The following is a 17,914-nucleotide window of genomic DNA, read 5'->3' as shown; positions in this document are numbered from 1 at the left end:
CGCGCTAATAAGGAGTGTTGCATGAGCGATCTTTCATCCCTGGCGGACGGTATCGGTATGCGTCCGGCCAGGCCGAGCGATGAGCCTTTTCTACAACGCCTGTATCAATCGAGCCGGGCGGATTTGCAATGGATCGATGGCGAAGCCGAACTGATCGATACCGTGGTCGCCAACCAATATCAGGTGCAGCAAGCGGGGATGGGCGCCCATTACCCCAATGCCATGCATTTGATTATCGAAAAAGCCGGCTCGACGATTGGCGCGGTAACGGTCGATTTCGGTCATAACGAGGTGCGTCTGATCTACCTCGCGCTGATTCCCGCCGTGCGCGGGCGGGGTTACGGGAAGATCGTCCTGCGGGGCGTACAGCGTGCGGCGCAACAAGTCGCCAGCCCGGTTGCGGTCGTGGTGTGGCGCAACAATATGGAGGCCAGGCGGCTATATCTGGAGTTGGGCTTCCGGGTCGAGGAGACCCAGCCGGTGGCCGACCGCCTGGTCTGGTATCCCTCGGTTGCGCTCAGTTGAACAGAATCTGGAAATAGTGCTGCGTGGGGTCACGATCCAGCGCCGCTTCGCGCAACACCATCAACTGCGAGACTCGGCCCAGTTGCGGCAGCTCTACCGTGCAGCTGCCGTCCATGAATCTAGTTGGCTGCATGGCGGTCAGCCCGACCGAGAACGGCACGCGCGTTTCCGCCGAGGCACTGGGCATGCGGGCGTTGGGTTTCAGATTGACCGAGTCTACCCGGAGCAACAGTGTTTCACCCGTATCCGCGGCGAACTCGCAGACCTGGCCTTGCAGTTGGAGAAAATGCTCCGCGCTGATGAGGTTCAGCATCTTTTTTCCTTCAGACGTTCGGTGGTGGTGGGCGGCGCAAGACGCCGCGTCAGTCCATTCAAGCGAGTCAGCTCGGCCGGCTTGGCAGTTCGCCGAAGGGCGTGGCCGTGAGCCGAGATGACAGAGCGGCCCCGCAACAGTGGGCTAAGCAGCGACCTGCTCGCACAGGAGCCTGTCCTAACGCCTCTCGCTTTAAGAAGGGCCGCGCAGGTCGATTTTTGACCGCCTGCTTAATTGCGCGAAGGGAATATTCCCAGAATGGCGATGCTGAAGTTCAATGCCAGGTAGGGGTTCATGATATCCACCGGCTGGCTGTTGCCGGCCAGACCGGCCTGTGCGCCACCCATGGTGACCGGCGAAGAGAGCGTATCCGACCAGATGGCTGCAGCAGCCGGGGAACCGCCGATAGAGGCGCCGAGAAATTGATTGGTTGCGCTGGGGGCGAGGGCGGGATTGGACGCCGCGCCGCCCACTTGTACCTGCACGGCGTGGGTGTGCGTAGGCAGTTGACCGCTTGTCAGCACCGTCGAGGGCGAGCCCGAGGCTTCACCGATGTTATGGAGCGGTAAGCCTGGCCCCTGGCCCATGCCGATGGGCATACGCCCTTGCAGGTCGGGCAGGTTGAAGGTGGTTTGCCCGTTGCCACCATAGATGGTCCCCAGCAGCGAGAACATCGCGGTATTTTGGGCAATCGACATGGTCTGGCCGTTACACAATGCCCAGCCGCGTGGTGCGAAGTTGAAGGCGAAGGGTTGGATGGTGCCGATAAATACTTCCATGAATCTACTCCTGGTTCTGGATGGTCACCTGCATGAAGGGCGACATCTCCCGCGGCCATCGTAGTGGCACACTGAAGCGACGCTCGGAGAGTTTTAGTTGAAATGTCGAAGAAGTAAACGTTCGGCTAAAGCCCAGTGCTTGTTACGGCGAAGCGTGCTGGGGTTGCGCGGGCCGTGCGGGATCTTCGTAGGGCTTCGCTATTGCGCTGTTCGGCTAGCCTTCGCAGATGCGCTTCGCACCGTCCCTGTCAAAACCGGCGTCATCGCGGGGCTGCATGAGCGAGCCGAGTAGTCCTTCGCTGCTCAGCCACTGCAGCAGCCGCTCGACATTGTCCGCCACGCTGCACTTGTCGCAATCGAGTGTCAGTGCCGGGGCTTGCGGTGCTTCATACGGGGCAGAGATGCCGGTAAAACTGGGGAGTTTCCCGGCTCTGGCCAGGGCGTAGTGGCCCTTGAGGTCGCGGTGCTCACAGTTGCGCAGCGAGGCGCAGCACCAGACCTCGCGGTAATCGGCGCCCAGGCGCTCGGCCAAGAGCTGCCGATGCCTCGCCAATGGGGCGATCATGGCCATAACCACGATCATCCCCGCATTTACCAGCAGGGCGGCTACTTCTGCGGCGCGGCGCAGGTTCTCTTCACGCTCGTTTTCGCTGAAACCCAGGTCGCGACTGAGCCCGGCGCGCAGTTGGTCGCCATCGAGAACCAGACACTGCCCGCCATGCGCGAAAAGCCGTGCTTCCAAGGCATGGGCCAGCGTCGATTTACCGGCAGCGGGCAACCCGGTCAGCAAGATGGCGGTCCCGCGATGACCGTGACGTGCTTCGCGTTGCTGACGGTCGGGAGCGTTGGACGGTCCATCCAATGACATAGCAAAAGGTCTCGTGCTGGCGGAGATGGCGGACTTACCTGAAGGCCGGGCAGTCGATTTATTTTTTTCCGAGACGGAACTTATCTCTATGCGCTGGTAAGTATCAAATACCGCGGCTACGATTAGGCGATTAATGGAATAAGAAAGAGAGCAGGTAGTGCCGACGTTTCATTTCATCTCGGGTTTACCCCGGTCAGGCTCTACGCTGCTGGCCGCGCTGTTGAGGCAGAATCCGCGCTTTCATGCCGGCATGACCAGCCCCGTCGGAGCGCTGTTTTCAGGGATGCTCAATCAGTTCAGCGCCGGCAGCGAATTCGGTCCCGTTATCACCCAGGCGCAGCGCAAGCGTTTGCTGACAGGGTTGTTCAGCAATTACTACGCAGAGCAGGCTGATAGGGGTATCGTCTTCGACACCAACCGCCAATGGTGCGCCAAGCTCCCCGCGTTGATGGATCTGTTCCCTCAGGCCAAGGTGATCGCATGCGTGCGTAATGTCGCCTGGGTGATGGACAGCATCGAGCGGCTCTATCGCGCCAATCCCTACGAACATACCAAGCTGTTCGGCGACGATGTCGAGCGCAACACCGTCTATAGCCGCGTCGATACCCTGGCCCAGCGCAACCGCCTGGTCGGGTTCGCCTGGGCGGCGTTGAAGGATGCCTATTACGGCGAGCATGCCAAGTCGTTGCTGCTGGTGGAGTACGACCTGCTGGCGGCGACGCCCGAGAAGGTGTTGCGCCTGGTCTACGATTTCCTCGGAGAGCCCTGGTTCGAGCATGACTTCGAGCATCTCGAGTACGACGCGCCCGAATTCGACCAAGCCCTCGGTTTGACAGGGCTGCACAAGGTGCGGCCCAAGGTGGAAGCGGAGGCGCGCCGCACCATTCTGCCGCCCGACCTGTTCGAACAATACGCCGGGCTCGACTTCTGGAAGGACCCGCGTAGCAGTGAAGCCAATGTGATCAGGGTCGCGGAAAGCGCAAAGCATCCATAGCAAGCAGCTTGACCGGCTAAAGGTTCGGTCTGGACACCATTATTTCGAGGGACAGAATCATGTGGTGGGGTAAATCCAAGCAGGCCGAGGCACCTAAGAGCTCTCAGTCGTCCGAGTCGTCGAATGCGCATCGGCTGTCGCGCCCACATCCGCTGATGAGTGCACTCGAACCGCGCATGATGTTTGACGGAGCCATTGCCGCCACCGTGGCCAGCGATGTTCCGAGCGCCGATGACTCCGCGGACAACAGTCATGGCGATGCCACCAGCACGGTAACGAGCCAGGATGCCAGTGACAGCTCTCATGCCGGCCTGGTGCCGGATACCCAGGATGGCGGCCGTAAGGAAATGGTCTTCGTCGACACGCGTGTGCCGGATTACCAGGCCCTGCTGCAGTCCGTTTCGCCGGATGCCGAAGTGGTGTTGCTGAGCACGGATCAGAATGGGGTGCAGCAGATCGCCGATGCCTTGGCAGGTCGTAGCGGTATCGACGCCATCCATATCATTTCCCACGGCGATGCCGGGGTGCTGTTGTTGGGTAACGCGCCACTGTTCGAAGGCAATCTCGGCGATTACAGCAGCGAACTGCAGAGCATCGGCGAGGCCCTGACCACGGATGGCGACATCCTGCTCTACGGTTGCGAAGTGGGTGCGGGCAGCGAAGGGCAGGCTTTTTTATCGCAGCTGGCCAGCATGACGGGGGCCGATATCGCTGCGTCCGATGACGGAACTGGTGGTAGCGCCAAAGGCGCAGATTGGGACCTGGAAATCACCACCGGTGACGTAGCGGCCAGTTATGCGCTGAACCTTTCCCAGCTCGACAGCTACGATCACGTACTGGTGACTACCAGCGTTAACAGCGTCGCCGGGCTCAAGGCAGCGATCGCCACGGGCAACACTGATGGCATTGATGACCTGATCACCCTTACCGGCAATATCACCTTCGCTTCAGCGGCTGACACCCTGTCGATCAACGTTACCGACGGCCATACCATGAGCATCGTCGGCGGCGGCTTCACCCTGAGCGGCAACAATCTGGCACGCGTGCTGAGTGTCGCTACCTCGGGCGCTGGCTCTGCTGTGGCCATTGATAACCTGACGATTTCCAATGGATTGATCGTCGGTAACGGTGCTAATGAAACCGCAAATGCCGTTGATAGCTTGGGTGCAGGCATCTACAACAGCGGTGTGCTGACCATCAGCAATAGCACGATCAGCGGCAACAAGGCCTCGGGTGGTGGCGGCGGTGGTGGTGACGCTGGCGGTAATTATGCTGGCGGTGGCGGCGGCGGCGGTGGTTTTGGCTCGACCTCGGGCGGTACAGGTGGTGCCAGTCCAGGCACCCTATTCGGAGCGATTCCACCTTCGGGTATCACCGGCGGCCATGGGGCTGGCGGGTCCAACTTTGCGGGTGGCAGAGGGGGTAGTGCCAGCGGCGGTTCGGGCGGAAGTTATTACGGAACGGGCACCAATTACGGTTACACGGCGGGTGGTACGGGTGGCACCGCAACCAATGGCAGCACCAGCATCGGCGGCGGCGGCGGCGGTATGGGATCCTCCTCCGCGGGCGGTAGCGGCGCGGCAGCCACGGGCGGCCTCTACAACACCAGCACCGGTGTCCTAACCATCATTAGCTCTACGATCAGCAACAACCTCGGGGCGGGCGGTGGTGGCGGTGGCGGTGTGTCCGCCTACCAGGCCGCCTATGGACGCACCGGCAACGGCGGTGCTGGTGGTGCGGGTGTTGGTGCCATCTGGAATGCCGGAGGTACTGTCCAGATGGACAGCTCAACCTTCGCCAACATGTCGGGCAACGTAGGCGCCGGCGGCGCTGGTGGCGCTGCAGTTAACGGGGGCACTAACGGGCCTGCTGGAACAGCAATTTCAACCATTTCTACCACTAATGGCGGTATCACCGACCTCAACTACAACCCCAACGCTGCACCGACTGCCAGCAACCTGACCCAGACCGTTACCTATACCGAGGATCCCGGTGGCAGCGTGGCGATCGGCGATATCGTGGTTAGCGATGCCGATGGGGGCGACACCATTACCGCGACGTTGACGCTAAACAATACATCGGCCGGCTCCTTGACCACCGGCACCTTCGGCTCGGCCATCTCCTCCTACAACGCCGGCACCGGCGTGTGGACGGTCACCGGCTCGGTGGCCGATGTGAACGCGGCGCTGGCCGCCGTTGCTTTCACCCCGGCGGCGAACTGGGATCAGGATGTCGCCATCGCCACGCGCATTCGCGACGCCGCCAATACCGGCCCGGCCGATGGCACCATTACGCTGGATGTCACGCCGGTGAACGACGCGCCGACCGCCACCAATCTCACCCAGAGCAAGGCCGCGACCGAAGGCGGCAGTGTGGTAGCGCTGGACGATATCGTGGTGACCGACGTGGACACCGGCGACACCATCACCGCGACGCTCACGTTGTCCGATCCGGCGGCCGGCGTGCTCACCACGGGCGTCTTCGGCTCGGCGATTTCCTCCTACAACGCCGGCGCCGGCGTATGGACGGTCACTGGCTCGGTGGCTGATGTGAACGCGGCGCTAGCTGCCGTGGCGCTGGCCCCTTCGGCTAACAACGATCAGAACTTCACCGTCACCACCCGCATTCGTGACGCCGCCGGCACTGGCCCGGCCGATGGCACCATCAACGTCACCGTCACTCCGGTAAACGATGCGCCCGTGGTCACGACAACCGGCGGCACCGATGCCTTCACGGAGGATGGAAGCGCCACGGTGATCGACAGCGGCCTGACGTTAAGCGATATCGACAGCACCACCTTTGCCAGTGCCACGGTCTCTATCACCGGCAACTTCGCCACCGGCCAAGACGTGCTCGCTTTCGTCAACGACGGCAATACCATGGGCAACATCAGCGCCAGCTATAACGCCGGCACCGGCGTACTGACGCTGACCTCAGCCGGCGGCACCGCCACGCTTGCTCAATGGCAGGCCGCGCTGCGCAGCGTCACCTACAGCAACAGCTCGGATGCGCCCAACACCGCCAACCGCACCATCAGCTTCAAGGTCAATGACGGCAGCGACGACAGCAATACGGCGACTAAGCAGGTCAGCGTTACCGCCATCAACGATGCACCTGTGGCCAGTATGCCGGCGAATATCCTCGTGACCGAGGAGGCGGCCAGTGCGTTGACCGGCATCAGCTTCAGCGATGCCGATGCTGGCGGTGGCAGCGTCACCGCCACCTTCTCGGTGGCCAGCGGCACGCTCAGCGCAACCAGCGGCGGCGGTGTGACTGTCGGTGGCACCAGCAGTGCGCTGACCTTGACCGGCACGGTTGCCAACATCAATGCCTTCATCGCGGGTAACAACCTGGCCTTCACCACGGCGGCCAATGCTACGGCCAACGTGATCCTGACCGTGGCAATCGACGATGGCGGCAACACGGGCAGCGGCGGAGCCCAGACCGACAGCGACACCGTCACGTTGCAGGTCGCGGCGGTCAACGATGCGCCGGCCGTTACTGCGCCGGTTTCCATCGGTGTGGCGGAGGATGTCAGCGCCGCCCTCACCGGCATCAGCTTCGCTGACGTCGATGCCGGCAATAGCATTGTCGTTGCGACCTTCTCGGTGGCCTCCGGTACCCTATCGGCCAGCAGCGGATCGGGTGTGACGGTGGCGGGATCGGGCTCGGGCAGCCTGACCCTGACGGGTACCGTCGCCGATATCAATGCGTTCATTGCTGCCAGCGGGGTGAGCTTCCAGACCGCACTCAACGCCACCAGCAACGTGGTACTCACGGTGGGCATCAACGACGGTGGCAATACTGGCAGCGGCGGGGCCCAGAGCGATTCCACCACGGTCACGCTGACGGTCACCGCGGTGAACGATGCACCGGTCAACAGTATTCCCGCAGCCCAATCGACGGACCAAGACAGCGTATTGGTCTTCTCCAGCGGTAATGGCAACCAGGTATCCATCAGCGATGTGGACGCCGGCGGTGGCATCGTTCGGGTGATGCTCACCGCTAGCAATGGCCTGATCACCTTGTCGGGCACTGCCGGGCTGAGTTTCATCACGGGTAGTGGTACTGCCAATAGCGTCATGACTTTCGAAGGGAGCGTGGCCGATATCAACCTGGCGATGAATGGCATGGTGTTCAGCCCCACTGGCGGATACAACGGCCCGGCTTCACTGCAGATAGCCACTAATGATCTAGGGTTGTCCGGCTCGGGTGGCAACCAGACGGATACCGACACCATCGCGATCAGCGTGAACAGCCTGAATCCGGTCGTCACCTCGGTGAACGTCAGCAACCCAGATGGTGGCTACAAAATCGGTGATGTCATCACCGTGACCATGACCTTCGACCAGGCGGTTACGGTGATTACCGCCGGTGGCTCTCCGACGCTCTTGCTGGAGACCGGGGCTACTGATCGTCAGGCGACCTATGTTTCCGGTTCCGGCAGCAACACGCTGAGCTTCAGCTATACCGTGCAGGCCGAGGACTTGACCGCCGACCTCGACTATCAATCGACTGGCGCGCTGTCGCTGAACGGCGCGACCATCCGCAGTGCGACCAACGACGATGCGGTCTTGACCTTGCCAGCCACTGGCGGGGCCAGTTCGATTGCAGGTCAGCACGATATTATCGTCGATGGCGTGGCACCTACCGCCGGCTTCGTCAGTGTACCGGCCAACGGCACTTACGTAGCCGGGCAGAACCTGGACTTCATCATCAACTACAGCGAGGCGGTTTTAGTCGATACCAGCGGCGGTACGCCGCGTCTGGCCATTACGCTGGATACCGGCGGCACCGTCTACGCCAGTTATCTCTCCGGTTCGGGCACCAGCGCCTTGGTGTTCCGCTACACGGTGCAGAGCGGCCAGTTGGACAGCAACGGCATATCCGTGAGCGGCACGCTCGATACGAACGGTGGCACGCTGCGCGATGCGGTAGGAAACGGGGCCAGCACTACGCTCAACGGCGTCGGTTCGACCAGTGGGGTATTGGTCGATGCGGTCGCGCCGACCGTGGCGTCGGTATCGGTTCCGGCCAGTGGCGCCTACAACGCTGGCGATGTGTTGAGCTTCACCGTCAATGCCAGCGAGGCCGTGCTGGTCGATACTGGCGGCGGTACTCCGCGACTGGCGTTGGATATCGGCGGCGTGACCCGTTACGCGACGTACGTGTCCGGCTCCGGCAGCACCGCGCTGGTCTTCCAGTACAGCGTGCAGGCGGGCGATACCGACGGCGATGGCATCGCCGTGAGTGCTCTGGACCTCAACGGCGGAACGACCCGAGACGCAGCCGGCAATGGCCTCGATCTCACCTTGAATTCGGTAGGCGCAACCAGCGGTGTGTTGGTGGATACCACGGCGCCGATCGCCAGCGGTATCGTGCGCATCGACGCCAATCCAAGCAATGCGGGCTCACTCAATTTCAAAGTGACCTTCGATGAAGATGTCTCCGGTGTGGATGCCTCTGACTTCAGCTTGGTGCTTGGCGGCTCGGCCGGCGGCAGCATCACCTCCGTTACACAGATTGATGGCCGGACATATGCCGTGCTGGTCAGTGGCGTGAGCGGTACCGGCAGCATTGGGCTCGACCTCAATAACAGCGGTACCGGGATCGTTGACACTGCCGATAACGCAATCGGCGGCGGTTTGGCTGGCGAGGCTTACAGCGTTGACCGCGACGTGCCGTCGGTTGGCAGTGTATCCGTTCCGGCCAACGGCACTTACGTAGCCGGGCAGAACCTGGACTTCATCATCAACTACAGTGAGGCGGTTTTAGTCGATGCCAGCGGCGGTACGCCGCGTCTGGCCATTACCCTGGATACCGGCGGCACCGTCTACGCCAGTTATCTCTCCGGTTCGGGCACCAGCGCACTGGTGTTCCGCTACACGGTGCAGAGCGGCCAGCTGGATAGCAACGGCATATCCGTGGGCGGCACGCTCGATACCAACGGTGGCACGCTGCGCGATGCGGTAGGAAACGGGGCCAGCACTACGCTCAACGGCGTCGGTTCGACCAGTGGGGTATTGGTCGATGCGGTCGCGCCGACCGTGGCGTCGGTATCGGTTCCGGCCAGTGGCGCCTACAACGCTGGCGATGTGTTGAGCTTCACCGTCAATGCCAGCGAGGCCGTGCTGGTCGATACTGGCGGCGGTACTCCGCGACTGGCGTTGGATATCGGCGGCGTGACCCGTTACGCGACGTACGTGTCCGGCTCCGGCAGCACCGCGCTGGTCTTCCAGTACAGCGTGCAGGCGGGCGATACCGACGGCGATGGCATCGCCGTGAGTGCTCTGGACCTCAACGGCGGAACGACCCGAGACGCAGCCGGCAATGGCCTCGATCTCACCTTGAATTCGGTAGGCGCAACCAGCGGTGTGTTGGTGGATACCACGGCGCCGACCCCTTCGGGTTTGATACGGGTCGATACGACGCCAACCTCCGCCAACTCCGTCCGCTATACGCTGCACTTCAACGAAGCGGTGACCGGTGTCGACGCGGCCGACTTTACGCTGGTCGGTACCGGTACGGTCGCGGGGGCCGTCCAGTCCGTCGTACGGATCGATGCGCAGACCTATGAGGTGACCGTCGGGTCGATTACCGGAGACGGCACCTTGCGGCTCGACTTGAATAGCTCAGGGACCGGCATCACGGATCAGGCGGGCAACAACCTGACCTCCGGCCTCAGCGGGGAAACCTACGCGCTGGATAATACCGGCCCGGCGGTCGCTGCAGTAAGGGTGCCAAGTAATGGGACCTATCTGGCGGGGCAGACGCTTGAGTTCGCCGTTACCTTCGACGACGCGGTGGTGGTTGGTGCCAATGGTGGTACGCCGCGTATCGCCATTACGCTGGATACCGGCGGGACAGTATTCGCCGAGTATGTGTCGGGCTCCGGCGGCAATACCCTGATTTTCAGCTACACCGTTGCTCCGGGACAGGTCGACCTGACCGGCATCGCGGTAGCGACGACCATTCAAAGCAACGGCGGCAGCCTCAGCGATACGCTCGGCAACGATGCCAACTTGGCCCTGGCCGGCATCCCCAGCACGGCTGGCGTGCAGATCAGGGCGGGTTTGGATGCGGGCGACCCGGAATTCCGCGTCGCGACGCCGTCCGCTCCGGTCATCACCCCGTCGGTTTCGTCGCCGCCACCCCTCTCGGTGCCGCCACCACCGGCGCTGATGCCGCCGCTGGTACCGCCTTCGTTATTCGAAGCGCCAAGTCTGGGCGGGGGAATTCCGCCAATCGGTAACATATTCCTGCAGAACCAGGCGCTGGCGCCTAGCTATCTGGCACAGATATTCAGTTCCTCGGCATTCAGCGATGGGACCGGGGTCGGCTTCCTGGGGTTCGGCGGCGGAGATGGCGGCGTGTTCGGTAACAGCACATTGTCATCTGCGTTCGGCAACCTGGTCCCTCGGCAAGGGGAGGGGGACCTCTTTGGCAGAGATGGGGTAGAGATAGAGGAGAAAGGCTTTCTGGGAGCTCCAAGTCTGGGGCAGCAACTCGAAACCTTGCATGACAACGAGCGGCAGCGCATCGATCAACTGGCCAAGGCCCTTGGTGAATGGGCTGACAAGGCTCCCGCGGCCTGAATCAACCGACTACAAGAACACAAGCCGCGATTGGGGGCGGCCCACGGATGAAAAAAGAATACAAGGTACTGGCGGTGTGTGTGCTTGCTGCGGCCATGGGGGGATGCGCCGTGACCAGTCAGCCGATCGAGCGTGCTGCCAGCGAGCAGCGTGCCCAGGCTGATCTGGCCAGCATGTTCAGTGGGCAGGAACCACTGACCGCGCCTTTGACGTTGCACCAAGCCATGGCTCGCGCGGTCAAGTACAACCTGGAAGCGCGCCTGAAAGTCATGGAAGAGGCCATGGCTGAACGCCAGGTCGACTTGTCTCGTCTCGACATGCTGCCACGCATGGCGCTGAACGCCGGCTATGCCGGGCGCAACAACGTCAGCGCATCCAGCAGCCGCAGTATTCGCACCGGTACCCAGTCGCTGGAACCCTCGACCTCTCAGGACCGCGACCGTGAGGTCGGCGACCTTACGATGGTCTGGAACGTGCTCGACTTCGGCGTCAGCTACGTCAGTGCCAAACAGCAGGGCGATCAACGTCTGATCGTCCAGGAGCGTCGGCGAAAAGTGCTGCATACCATCATCCAGGACGTGCGTTCGGCATATTGGCGCGCCATGGCCGCCGATCGCCTTCTGGCTCAAATCGACCAGCAAATGGCACGCGTCGATCAAGCCAGGCAGGACAGTGCGCGCATGAGCGAGCAGCGTATTGGCGATCCGGTCCAGTCACTCGGCTACCAGCGTTCCCTGATCGAAGCGACTCGTCAGTTGGAACAGCAGCGGCGAGCCTTATCTCTGGCCAAGACGGAACTGGCTGCGCTGATCAATCTACCCATGGGGGCGCAGTTCGAGCTAGCGCCAGCGGCCGCCGATTACCCCATGCCGAAGCTGGCGACGGACATGACGGTGCTCGAGCAGGAGGCGCTGGTCAACCGGCCTGAGCTGCGTGAGCAGGACTACCAGGCGCGCATTGGTGCGGCAGAAACGCGCAAGGCGATGCTGCGCATGTTGCCTGGCCTGGAGTTCTCGCTGGGTGGGCACTATGACAGCAACTCGTTTCTGGTTAATCAGAGCTGGGCCGATTACGGTGTGAAAGTCACCTGGAACCTGTTCAATGTGCTCTCGGCGCCCGCTGCTATCGACGTGGCCAAGGCCAGCGAGGACGTGGTGACGATGCGCCGACAGGCGATGTCGATGGCTATCCTGGCGCAGCTTTATGTGGCCAATGCAAACTTCCAGGAGGCCCAGCGTGAATTCACCACGAGCCAGCAACTGGCGGCACTGGATCAGCAGATAGCCGAGCAGCTACGCAATCGCCACAAAGCTCAAGGGATCGGCGAGCTGGAATTGATTCAGGGCGAATTGAATTTGTTGCAAGCGAACTTGCGCCGCGATCTGGCGTATGCCGATCTACGCAATGCCTATGGCCAGGTGTTCGCCAGCGTAGGCTTGGATCCGCTGCCGGATGCGCTGGAGTCCCACGATGTCGATGCCATCGCTCAGGCCTTGGCTAATCGCGAAGCGGAGTGGCAGGCCGGTACGCTTTAAGCCGTCTGGATAGGCCCAAAAGGCCACTATCGTGGCCTGCTGATGTCGACCTTCAGGCTGGTCGGCATCAGGCACGTCACTGGCGCCAGGCGAGTACCGCTACGCAACCTGCGAGCAGGCGAATTCGCCTTGGCGTTGCACGACAAGTTCCGACAGGGTGCAGCGGTGTCTCAACTGGCGAGCAGTTCGCGGCGCAGCACATGATAGTCCTGTCCTTCCAGCTGCCCACGGCGCAGCGGATTGCGCGTGCAGTGCGCGGCGAAACCGGCATCGACGAAACGGTACGGCAGATGCTCGTCGCGGCCGGTTGGGATGCCGAGGCGCGTGGTCTGGACAATGTCCGGACGGGCACCTATATCGTCCACCCGCAGGCGAGCGGGGTCCATGCGTTGAGCATTCCATTGCGTCACTGTCAGGCCCAGCGCCTTGCATAGCAGCGTCTGGCCGGAGCAGAGACGGGTGAGCGGGCGGGGGCCTCCGGTGGCGGCCGGGCTGTTGCTGCGCATGCGCTCGATGGACTCCTCGCAGGACAGTGAATCGAGCCAGGGGTAGCCGGCCTTGATGCACACCGCATTGCCGTCGCCCTGCACGCTGAAGTTCAGCGAATCCCCGCCGCGCGAATAATAGAGATACAGATGGCCGGCCGGCATGAACATCGCCCGTCGTGATGGGCTGTAACCCAGCGACGAATGACTGGCTTTCTCGTCGACGTAATACGCCTCGGTCTCGATGATGCGTGCCGACAACCAGAGCCCATCGACGCAATGCCGAATCACGGTTCCCAACAGATCTTGGGCGACGATCTGTGCGTCCCGGTCGAAAAAAGTATCGTCGAGATGTTGTATTGGTGGTTCGGTGAGGCTGTTCATTGCTACTCCGGCTTCGGCAAGTCTGCCTGTTCCGACCCCATAAACGGGGCGAATATTCCCCAGCCGATGAAGGATCTCGTGCCGGTCGTCAGACAAATGGTTGAGGTCGGCCTAACAAGTAGGTCTTCAAAGTGGCGACTTTGATCCTCTGAATGCCTCTGCTTGAGGGCGGGTAGGCATCGCCATTTTGCGCTCCGCATGTAGCCAGTGGCGGCCCGTCAGCATGGCGACTGCGGGCCGATAAGCCTAGTGCTGCACTACGCTCGCCGAATTTGAAGTGCCACTCTGAAGGACGCTCAGATTATCGCTGGCGCCATGTTGCGAAATGTCCGCAAAGTTTGCAGTACCGGTTTGGCTGACAAGCGCGTAGTTGCCCTCGTTGTATTGCGAGGCCTGGATGATGTTGCTGTCGCCGTTCTGCTCAAGATCCAGTGCGTTTACCTCAACCACGCCAACCTGAACGGTCACGATGCTGTTGTCGTTTCCGGTGGTCACTGCGCGCAATTCGTTGCCAGGGGCGGTCTGCGAGACGCTGGCCGTGTTGCGATTGCCGGACTGCTCTATGGCAACACTGCTGTCTCTGCCAGCTTGCGCAAGGCCGATGACGTTGTCATTGCCGGTTTGAACAGAAACAACAGTGTTCTGCCGGCCACCTTGAGTCGCTATGAGCTGGTTGCGATCGCCATTCTGCTCGCTCGACAACTTCATCAAGATGTCGGATTGGGTGACCATCGCCGTGTTGTAGTTGCCATTACTTTCAACCTCGGCATTCGAAGCGATGGCCTCGTACTGCTCCACAGTTACCGAATTACCGACTCCAAAGGAATAAATCTCGACATTGGAGACGCTGCCGTAATCCTGCCTCACGGTCGCATTGTTCGCAGTGCCCTCCTGCCAGACATAAGCCGTGTCATCTAGCGTGTTGTCTTGGCGGGTACTGCTGACATTGTCGTAACCGTACTGCTTGCTGGTGGATGTCGACTGGGCGAACGTTTGGTTAGCGGTCGCAGAGTTCCTGTCGCCTACTTGAAGTTGGTAGAGCCCTGTACCGATGGAATCCGACTGGGCGCCTTGCGCGGTATTGGAGCTGCCATGTTGGTCTTGGGAAATAACGCTCTCGGTGGAATTAGTCTGAATGGCGTTCGCCACATTCTCAGAACCAACTGCCTGGTATTGCAGGATCAAGTTGCCGGAGACGGGGCTCGCCCCGGTGTTGCCCAGCTGACGTGCTTCACTGTAGTTAGAGCTGCCTTGCTGATACTGGCTGATCGAGTCGCCTGAACCACCTAGCTGGAAGGTAACCGCTTCGTTGGCTACGCCGCTTTGGGTTATCAGGGTTGTGTTGTCGACACCGCCGGTCTGTGTGGCGGTGGCTTTCAGCGAGATACCTGACTGTTCAACTTCGGTGGAGTTTTGCGCCGCGAACATCGGTGAGGACATCGCAGCGATAACGGCAAGGGCAAGCGGCTTCAGGATCGTGCGCATGATGTATCTCCGATGAGGTCTGTTCCTGCTTACGGGATTATTCAAAGCTGTGCTGCCCGTCGGGCCGTGACGAACCAGGCCGTATGCTCCCCCACACCTGGTCGACCTTTTATGGCCCCGCCCGAGCTGCTTGATCCGGCGTTAAGGCACTGCCGCACCGTTGCGCTTAGAACGATCACGAAGATTGATCATGCGCGTACTTAGCGTAGCTGACATCGCCGCCTACGCATTTCCTTCCATGAGGGCTGCCCTATCGAATGAGTTCCGGCTCGGCTTGAAGTACAGCGTTTCGCCACGGCGCAGGTCGACAAGGCTGGCGTGGTCTCTACCCACTTCGGCCTCGACCGGCTCGGTCTGGTTGGCGACCCTGAGCGTTACTCGTGTGAGCGCACCAAGCGGACGCACGTCCCGAACCTCGCCTGCGTAATAACCCTCTCCTGCGGACGAACTCAGGTAAATCTCGTGCGGGCGGAACAGCACGCTGCGCTGATCGTCCAGCTGCAGGCGATTGGCGTCGCCGAGAAAGTGATAGACGAAATCGCTGGCCGGATTGGCATAGACCTCCGCCGGCGTGCCGATCTGCTCGATCACGCCTTTGTTCATCACCACGATGCGGTCGGCGACCTCCATCGCCTCCTCCTGATCGTGGGTCACGAACACCGAGGTGAGGTGCACGTCCTCGTGCAGGCGGGCCAGCCAGCGGCGCAGCTCCTTGCGCACCTTGGCGTCCAGCGCGCCGAACGGCTCGTCGAGCAGCAGCACTTTCGGCTCGACCGCAAGCGCACGGGCCAGGGCGATGCGCTGGCGCTGGCCACCGGAGAGCTGCTCGGGGTAACGGTCGGCCAGCCAGTCGAGCTGCACCAGACCGAGCAGTTCGTGCACCTTCTCGGCGATCACCGCGTCGCTTGGACGCTGCTTCTTTGGCTTCATGCGCAGGCCGAAGGCGACGTTGTCGAATACCGTCATGTGGCGGAACAGCGCGTAGTGCTGGAAGACGAAACCGACGTTGCGGTCGCGCACGTCACGGCTGGAGACATCCTCGCCGTGGAACACGATGCTGCCGCTGTCCGGCGTCTCCAGCCCCGCGATGATGCGCAGCAGGGTGGTCTTGCCGCAGCCGGACGGGCCGAGCAGGGCGACCAGCTCGCCGCTCTGGATGTGCAGGTTGATGGCGTTCAATGCCTGGAACTGGCCGAAGCGCTTGTTGATGTTGCTGATTTCGATCGACATGGTCATTCCTCGGCGTTGGCGTGCAGGCGGGCGATGCGCGACTCGCTCCACTGCTTGAGCAGCAGGATCACCAGCGCCAGGCCCAGCAGCAGGCTGGCCACGCTGAACGCTGCGACATGGTTGTATTCGTTGTAGAGAATCTCGACGTGCAGCGGCAGCGTGTTGGTCAGTCCGCGGATGTGCCCGGAGACCACCGACACCGCGCCGAACTCGCCCATCGCCCGTGCGGTACAGAGCACCACGCCGTAGATCAGGCCCCATTTGATGTTCGGCAGGGTGATGTGCCAGAACATCTGCCAGCCGCTGGCGCCGAGCAGCCGCGCGGCTTCCTCTTCGGTGCTGCCCTGCTCCTGCATCAGCGGAATCAACTCGCGGGCAATGAAAGGCACGGTAACGAACAGCGTCGCCAGGACGATGCCGGGCACGGCGAAGATGATCTGGATGTCGCGATCACTCAGCCATTCGCCGAAGTAGCCTTGGGCGCCGAATAGGAGCACGTAGATCAGGCCGGCAATCACCGGGGAGACCGAGAACGGTAGGTCGATCAGGGTGACCAGCAGGCTCTTGCCGCGAAACTCGTATTTGCTCACGCACCAGGCGGCGGCGACGCCGAACAGCAGGTTCAGCGGCACCGAGATGCCTACGGCGAGCAAGGTCAGCTTGAGTGCGGCGAGGGCGTCGGGCTCGAATATCGCACTGAAGAAGGTGCCGAAGCCTTGCTTCAACGCCTCGCTGACGACGACCAGCAAGGGCAGCAAGAGGAAGAGCGCGAAGACCAGCCAGGCGGCAAAGATCAGCAGCCGCCGGCCGAGAGCGCTGCCGCGGCGCGTTGCATTGGCGGTGTTATTTGCAGTCACCGTTAGGGAAGCGGAAGTCATGTCGGTGGCCTCTTCACGAACGCGCAATGCGGCGCTGCAACAGGTTGATGAGCAGCAGCAGGACGAACGACACCACCAGCATCAGCACGCCAATGGCGGTGGCGCCGGCGTAGTCGTACTGGTCCAGCTTGACCATGATCAGCAGCGGCAGGATTTCGGTCTTCATCGGCATATTGCCGGCGATGAAGATCACCGAACCGTACTCGCCAACGCCGCGGGCAAACGCTAGGGCGAAGCCGGTCAGCCAGGCGGGCAGCAGCGCCGGCAGCAGCACATGGCGAACCACCTGCAGCGGCTTGGCGCCGAGGCAGGCCGCAGCTTCTTCCACTTCACGGGGAATGTCGGCTAGCACCGGCTGGACTGTGCGCACCACGAAGGGCAGGGTGACGAAAGTCAGCGCCAAGGTGATGCCCAACGGGGCGTAGGCAATCTTGAAGCCCAGCTGCGTGGCGAACTGACCGATCGGCCCGTTCGGCGCATACAGCGCGGTCAATGCGATGCCGGCCACCGCGGTGGGCAGGGCGAACGGCAGGTCGATCATCGCCTCGATGATCTTGCGTCCGGGAAATCGATAGCGCACCAGCACCCAGGCCAGCAGCGTGCCGATAATGCCGTTGAGCACGGCGGCGGCGAAGGCGGTGACGAAGCTGAGCTTGAGCGCCGCCAGCACGCGCGGGGCGCTGATGATGGCGATGAACTGTGCCCAGCTGAGTTCGGTGGTCTTGAGAAACAGCGCACCCAGGGGAATCAGCACCAACAGACTGAGGTACACGAGGGTGTAGCCCAGCGTCAGCCCGAAGCCGGGTATGACGGGGGGAGTCGGACGGGGCATGGTCGGCCTTG

At 61.9% G+C, this 17,914-nt stretch carries 12 protein-coding genes; 4 read left to right on the top strand and 8 right to left on the bottom strand.

What is annotated here, in order from left to right; genetic code table 11:
• Positions 1–21 precede the first annotated feature (21 nt).
• Entirely contained in the window at positions 22–525 is a 504-nt protein-coding gene (locus ACL0K2_RS08200; protein WP_045163373.1) for a GNAT family N-acetyltransferase, read from the top strand.
• Here ACL0K2_RS08200 and ACL0K2_RS08195 read toward each other — a convergent pair.
• From ACL0K2_RS08195 to cysC, 3 genes are all read right to left on the bottom strand, one after another.
• Positions 518–838 carry a DUF6916 family protein gene (locus ACL0K2_RS08195; RefSeq protein WP_045163372.1) on the bottom strand — a complete coding sequence of 107 codons (321 nt, stop codon included), beginning with the start codon at positions 836–838 and terminating at the stop codon, positions 518–520. The genes ACL0K2_RS08200 and ACL0K2_RS08195 overlap by 8 nt on opposite strands.
• 230 nt (positions 839–1,068) lie before the next feature.
• Complete coding sequence (locus ACL0K2_RS08190; RefSeq protein ID WP_045163371.1) at positions 1,069–1,617, bottom strand: phage tail protein; 549 nt, start codon at positions 1,615–1,617, stop codon at positions 1,069–1,071.
• 214 nt (positions 1,618–1,831) lie between these two features.
• Complete coding sequence (cysC, locus tag ACL0K2_RS08185) at positions 1,832–2,485, bottom strand: adenylyl-sulfate kinase (protein ID WP_413044196.1); 654 nt, start codon at positions 2,483–2,485, stop codon at positions 1,832–1,834.
• 157 nt (positions 2,486–2,642) lie between these two features.
• Between cysC and ACL0K2_RS08180 the strand changes: the two genes are divergently transcribed.
• The 3 genes from ACL0K2_RS08180 (at position 2,643) to ACL0K2_RS08170 (ending at position 12,609) form a co-directional block, all read left to right on the top strand.
• Positions 2,643–3,479, top strand: coding sequence for a sulfotransferase family protein (locus ACL0K2_RS08180; protein WP_045163370.1), 837 nt, complete (start codon positions 2,643–2,645; stop codon positions 3,477–3,479).
• A 155-nt stretch (positions 3,480–3,634) separates the two neighbouring features.
• On the top strand, positions 3,635–11,074 hold the full coding sequence (locus tag ACL0K2_RS08175; RefSeq protein WP_413044195.1) for a DUF4347 domain-containing protein: 7,440 nt from the start codon (positions 3,635–3,637) through the stop codon (positions 11,072–11,074).
• A 47-nt stretch (positions 11,075–11,121) separates the two neighbouring features.
• Positions 11,122–12,609, top strand: a complete 1,488-nt coding sequence (locus tag ACL0K2_RS08170) for a TolC family protein (protein WP_045163368.1) — start codon at positions 11,122–11,124, stop codon at positions 12,607–12,609.
• Between the two features lie 170 nt (positions 12,610–12,779).
• On the opposite strand, the gene ACL0K2_RS08165 is transcribed toward ACL0K2_RS08170, so the two are convergent.
• The 5 genes from ACL0K2_RS08165 to cysT all read right to left on the bottom strand — a co-directional run bounded on the left by ACL0K2_RS08165 (position 12,780) and on the right by cysT (position 17,903).
• Positions 12,780–13,478: a DNA-3-methyladenine glycosylase gene (locus tag ACL0K2_RS08165; protein ID WP_045163367.1), complete on the bottom strand. Its 699-nt coding sequence runs from the start codon at positions 13,476–13,478 to the stop codon at positions 12,780–12,782.
• Positions 13,479–13,724: 246 nt separating this feature from the next.
• Positions 13,725–14,963, bottom strand: a complete 1,239-nt coding sequence (locus ACL0K2_RS08160; RefSeq protein ID WP_413044194.1) for a hypothetical protein — start codon at positions 14,961–14,963, stop codon at positions 13,725–13,727.
• A 222-nt stretch (positions 14,964–15,185) separates the two neighbouring features.
• Positions 15,186–16,193: a sulfate/molybdate ABC transporter ATP-binding protein gene (locus ACL0K2_RS08155; RefSeq protein ID WP_413044193.1), complete on the bottom strand. Its 1,008-nt coding sequence runs from the start codon at positions 16,191–16,193 to the stop codon at positions 15,186–15,188.
• A gap of 2 nt (positions 16,194–16,195) precedes the next feature.
• Positions 16,196–17,071 carry a sulfate ABC transporter permease subunit CysW gene (cysW, locus tag ACL0K2_RS08150; protein ID WP_413044192.1) on the bottom strand — a complete coding sequence of 292 codons (876 nt, stop codon included), beginning with the start codon at positions 17,069–17,071 and terminating at the stop codon, positions 16,196–16,198.
• Between the two features lie 13 nt (positions 17,072–17,084).
• A complete protein-coding gene (cysT, locus tag ACL0K2_RS08145) occupies positions 17,085–17,903 on the bottom strand; it encodes a sulfate ABC transporter permease subunit CysT (RefSeq protein WP_413044191.1) in 819 nt (272 codons plus the stop codon).
• Positions 17,904–17,914 lie beyond the last annotated feature (11 nt).

The sequence above is a fragment of the Pseudomonas sp. YJ42 genome, assembly GCF_047225135.1.
Taxonomy (GTDB): domain Bacteria; phylum Pseudomonadota; class Gammaproteobacteria; order Pseudomonadales; family Pseudomonadaceae; genus Stutzerimonas; species Stutzerimonas stutzeri_E.
Note: the sequence above shows the minus strand (reverse complement) of the source record. Positions and strands in the feature narration are given on the sequence as shown.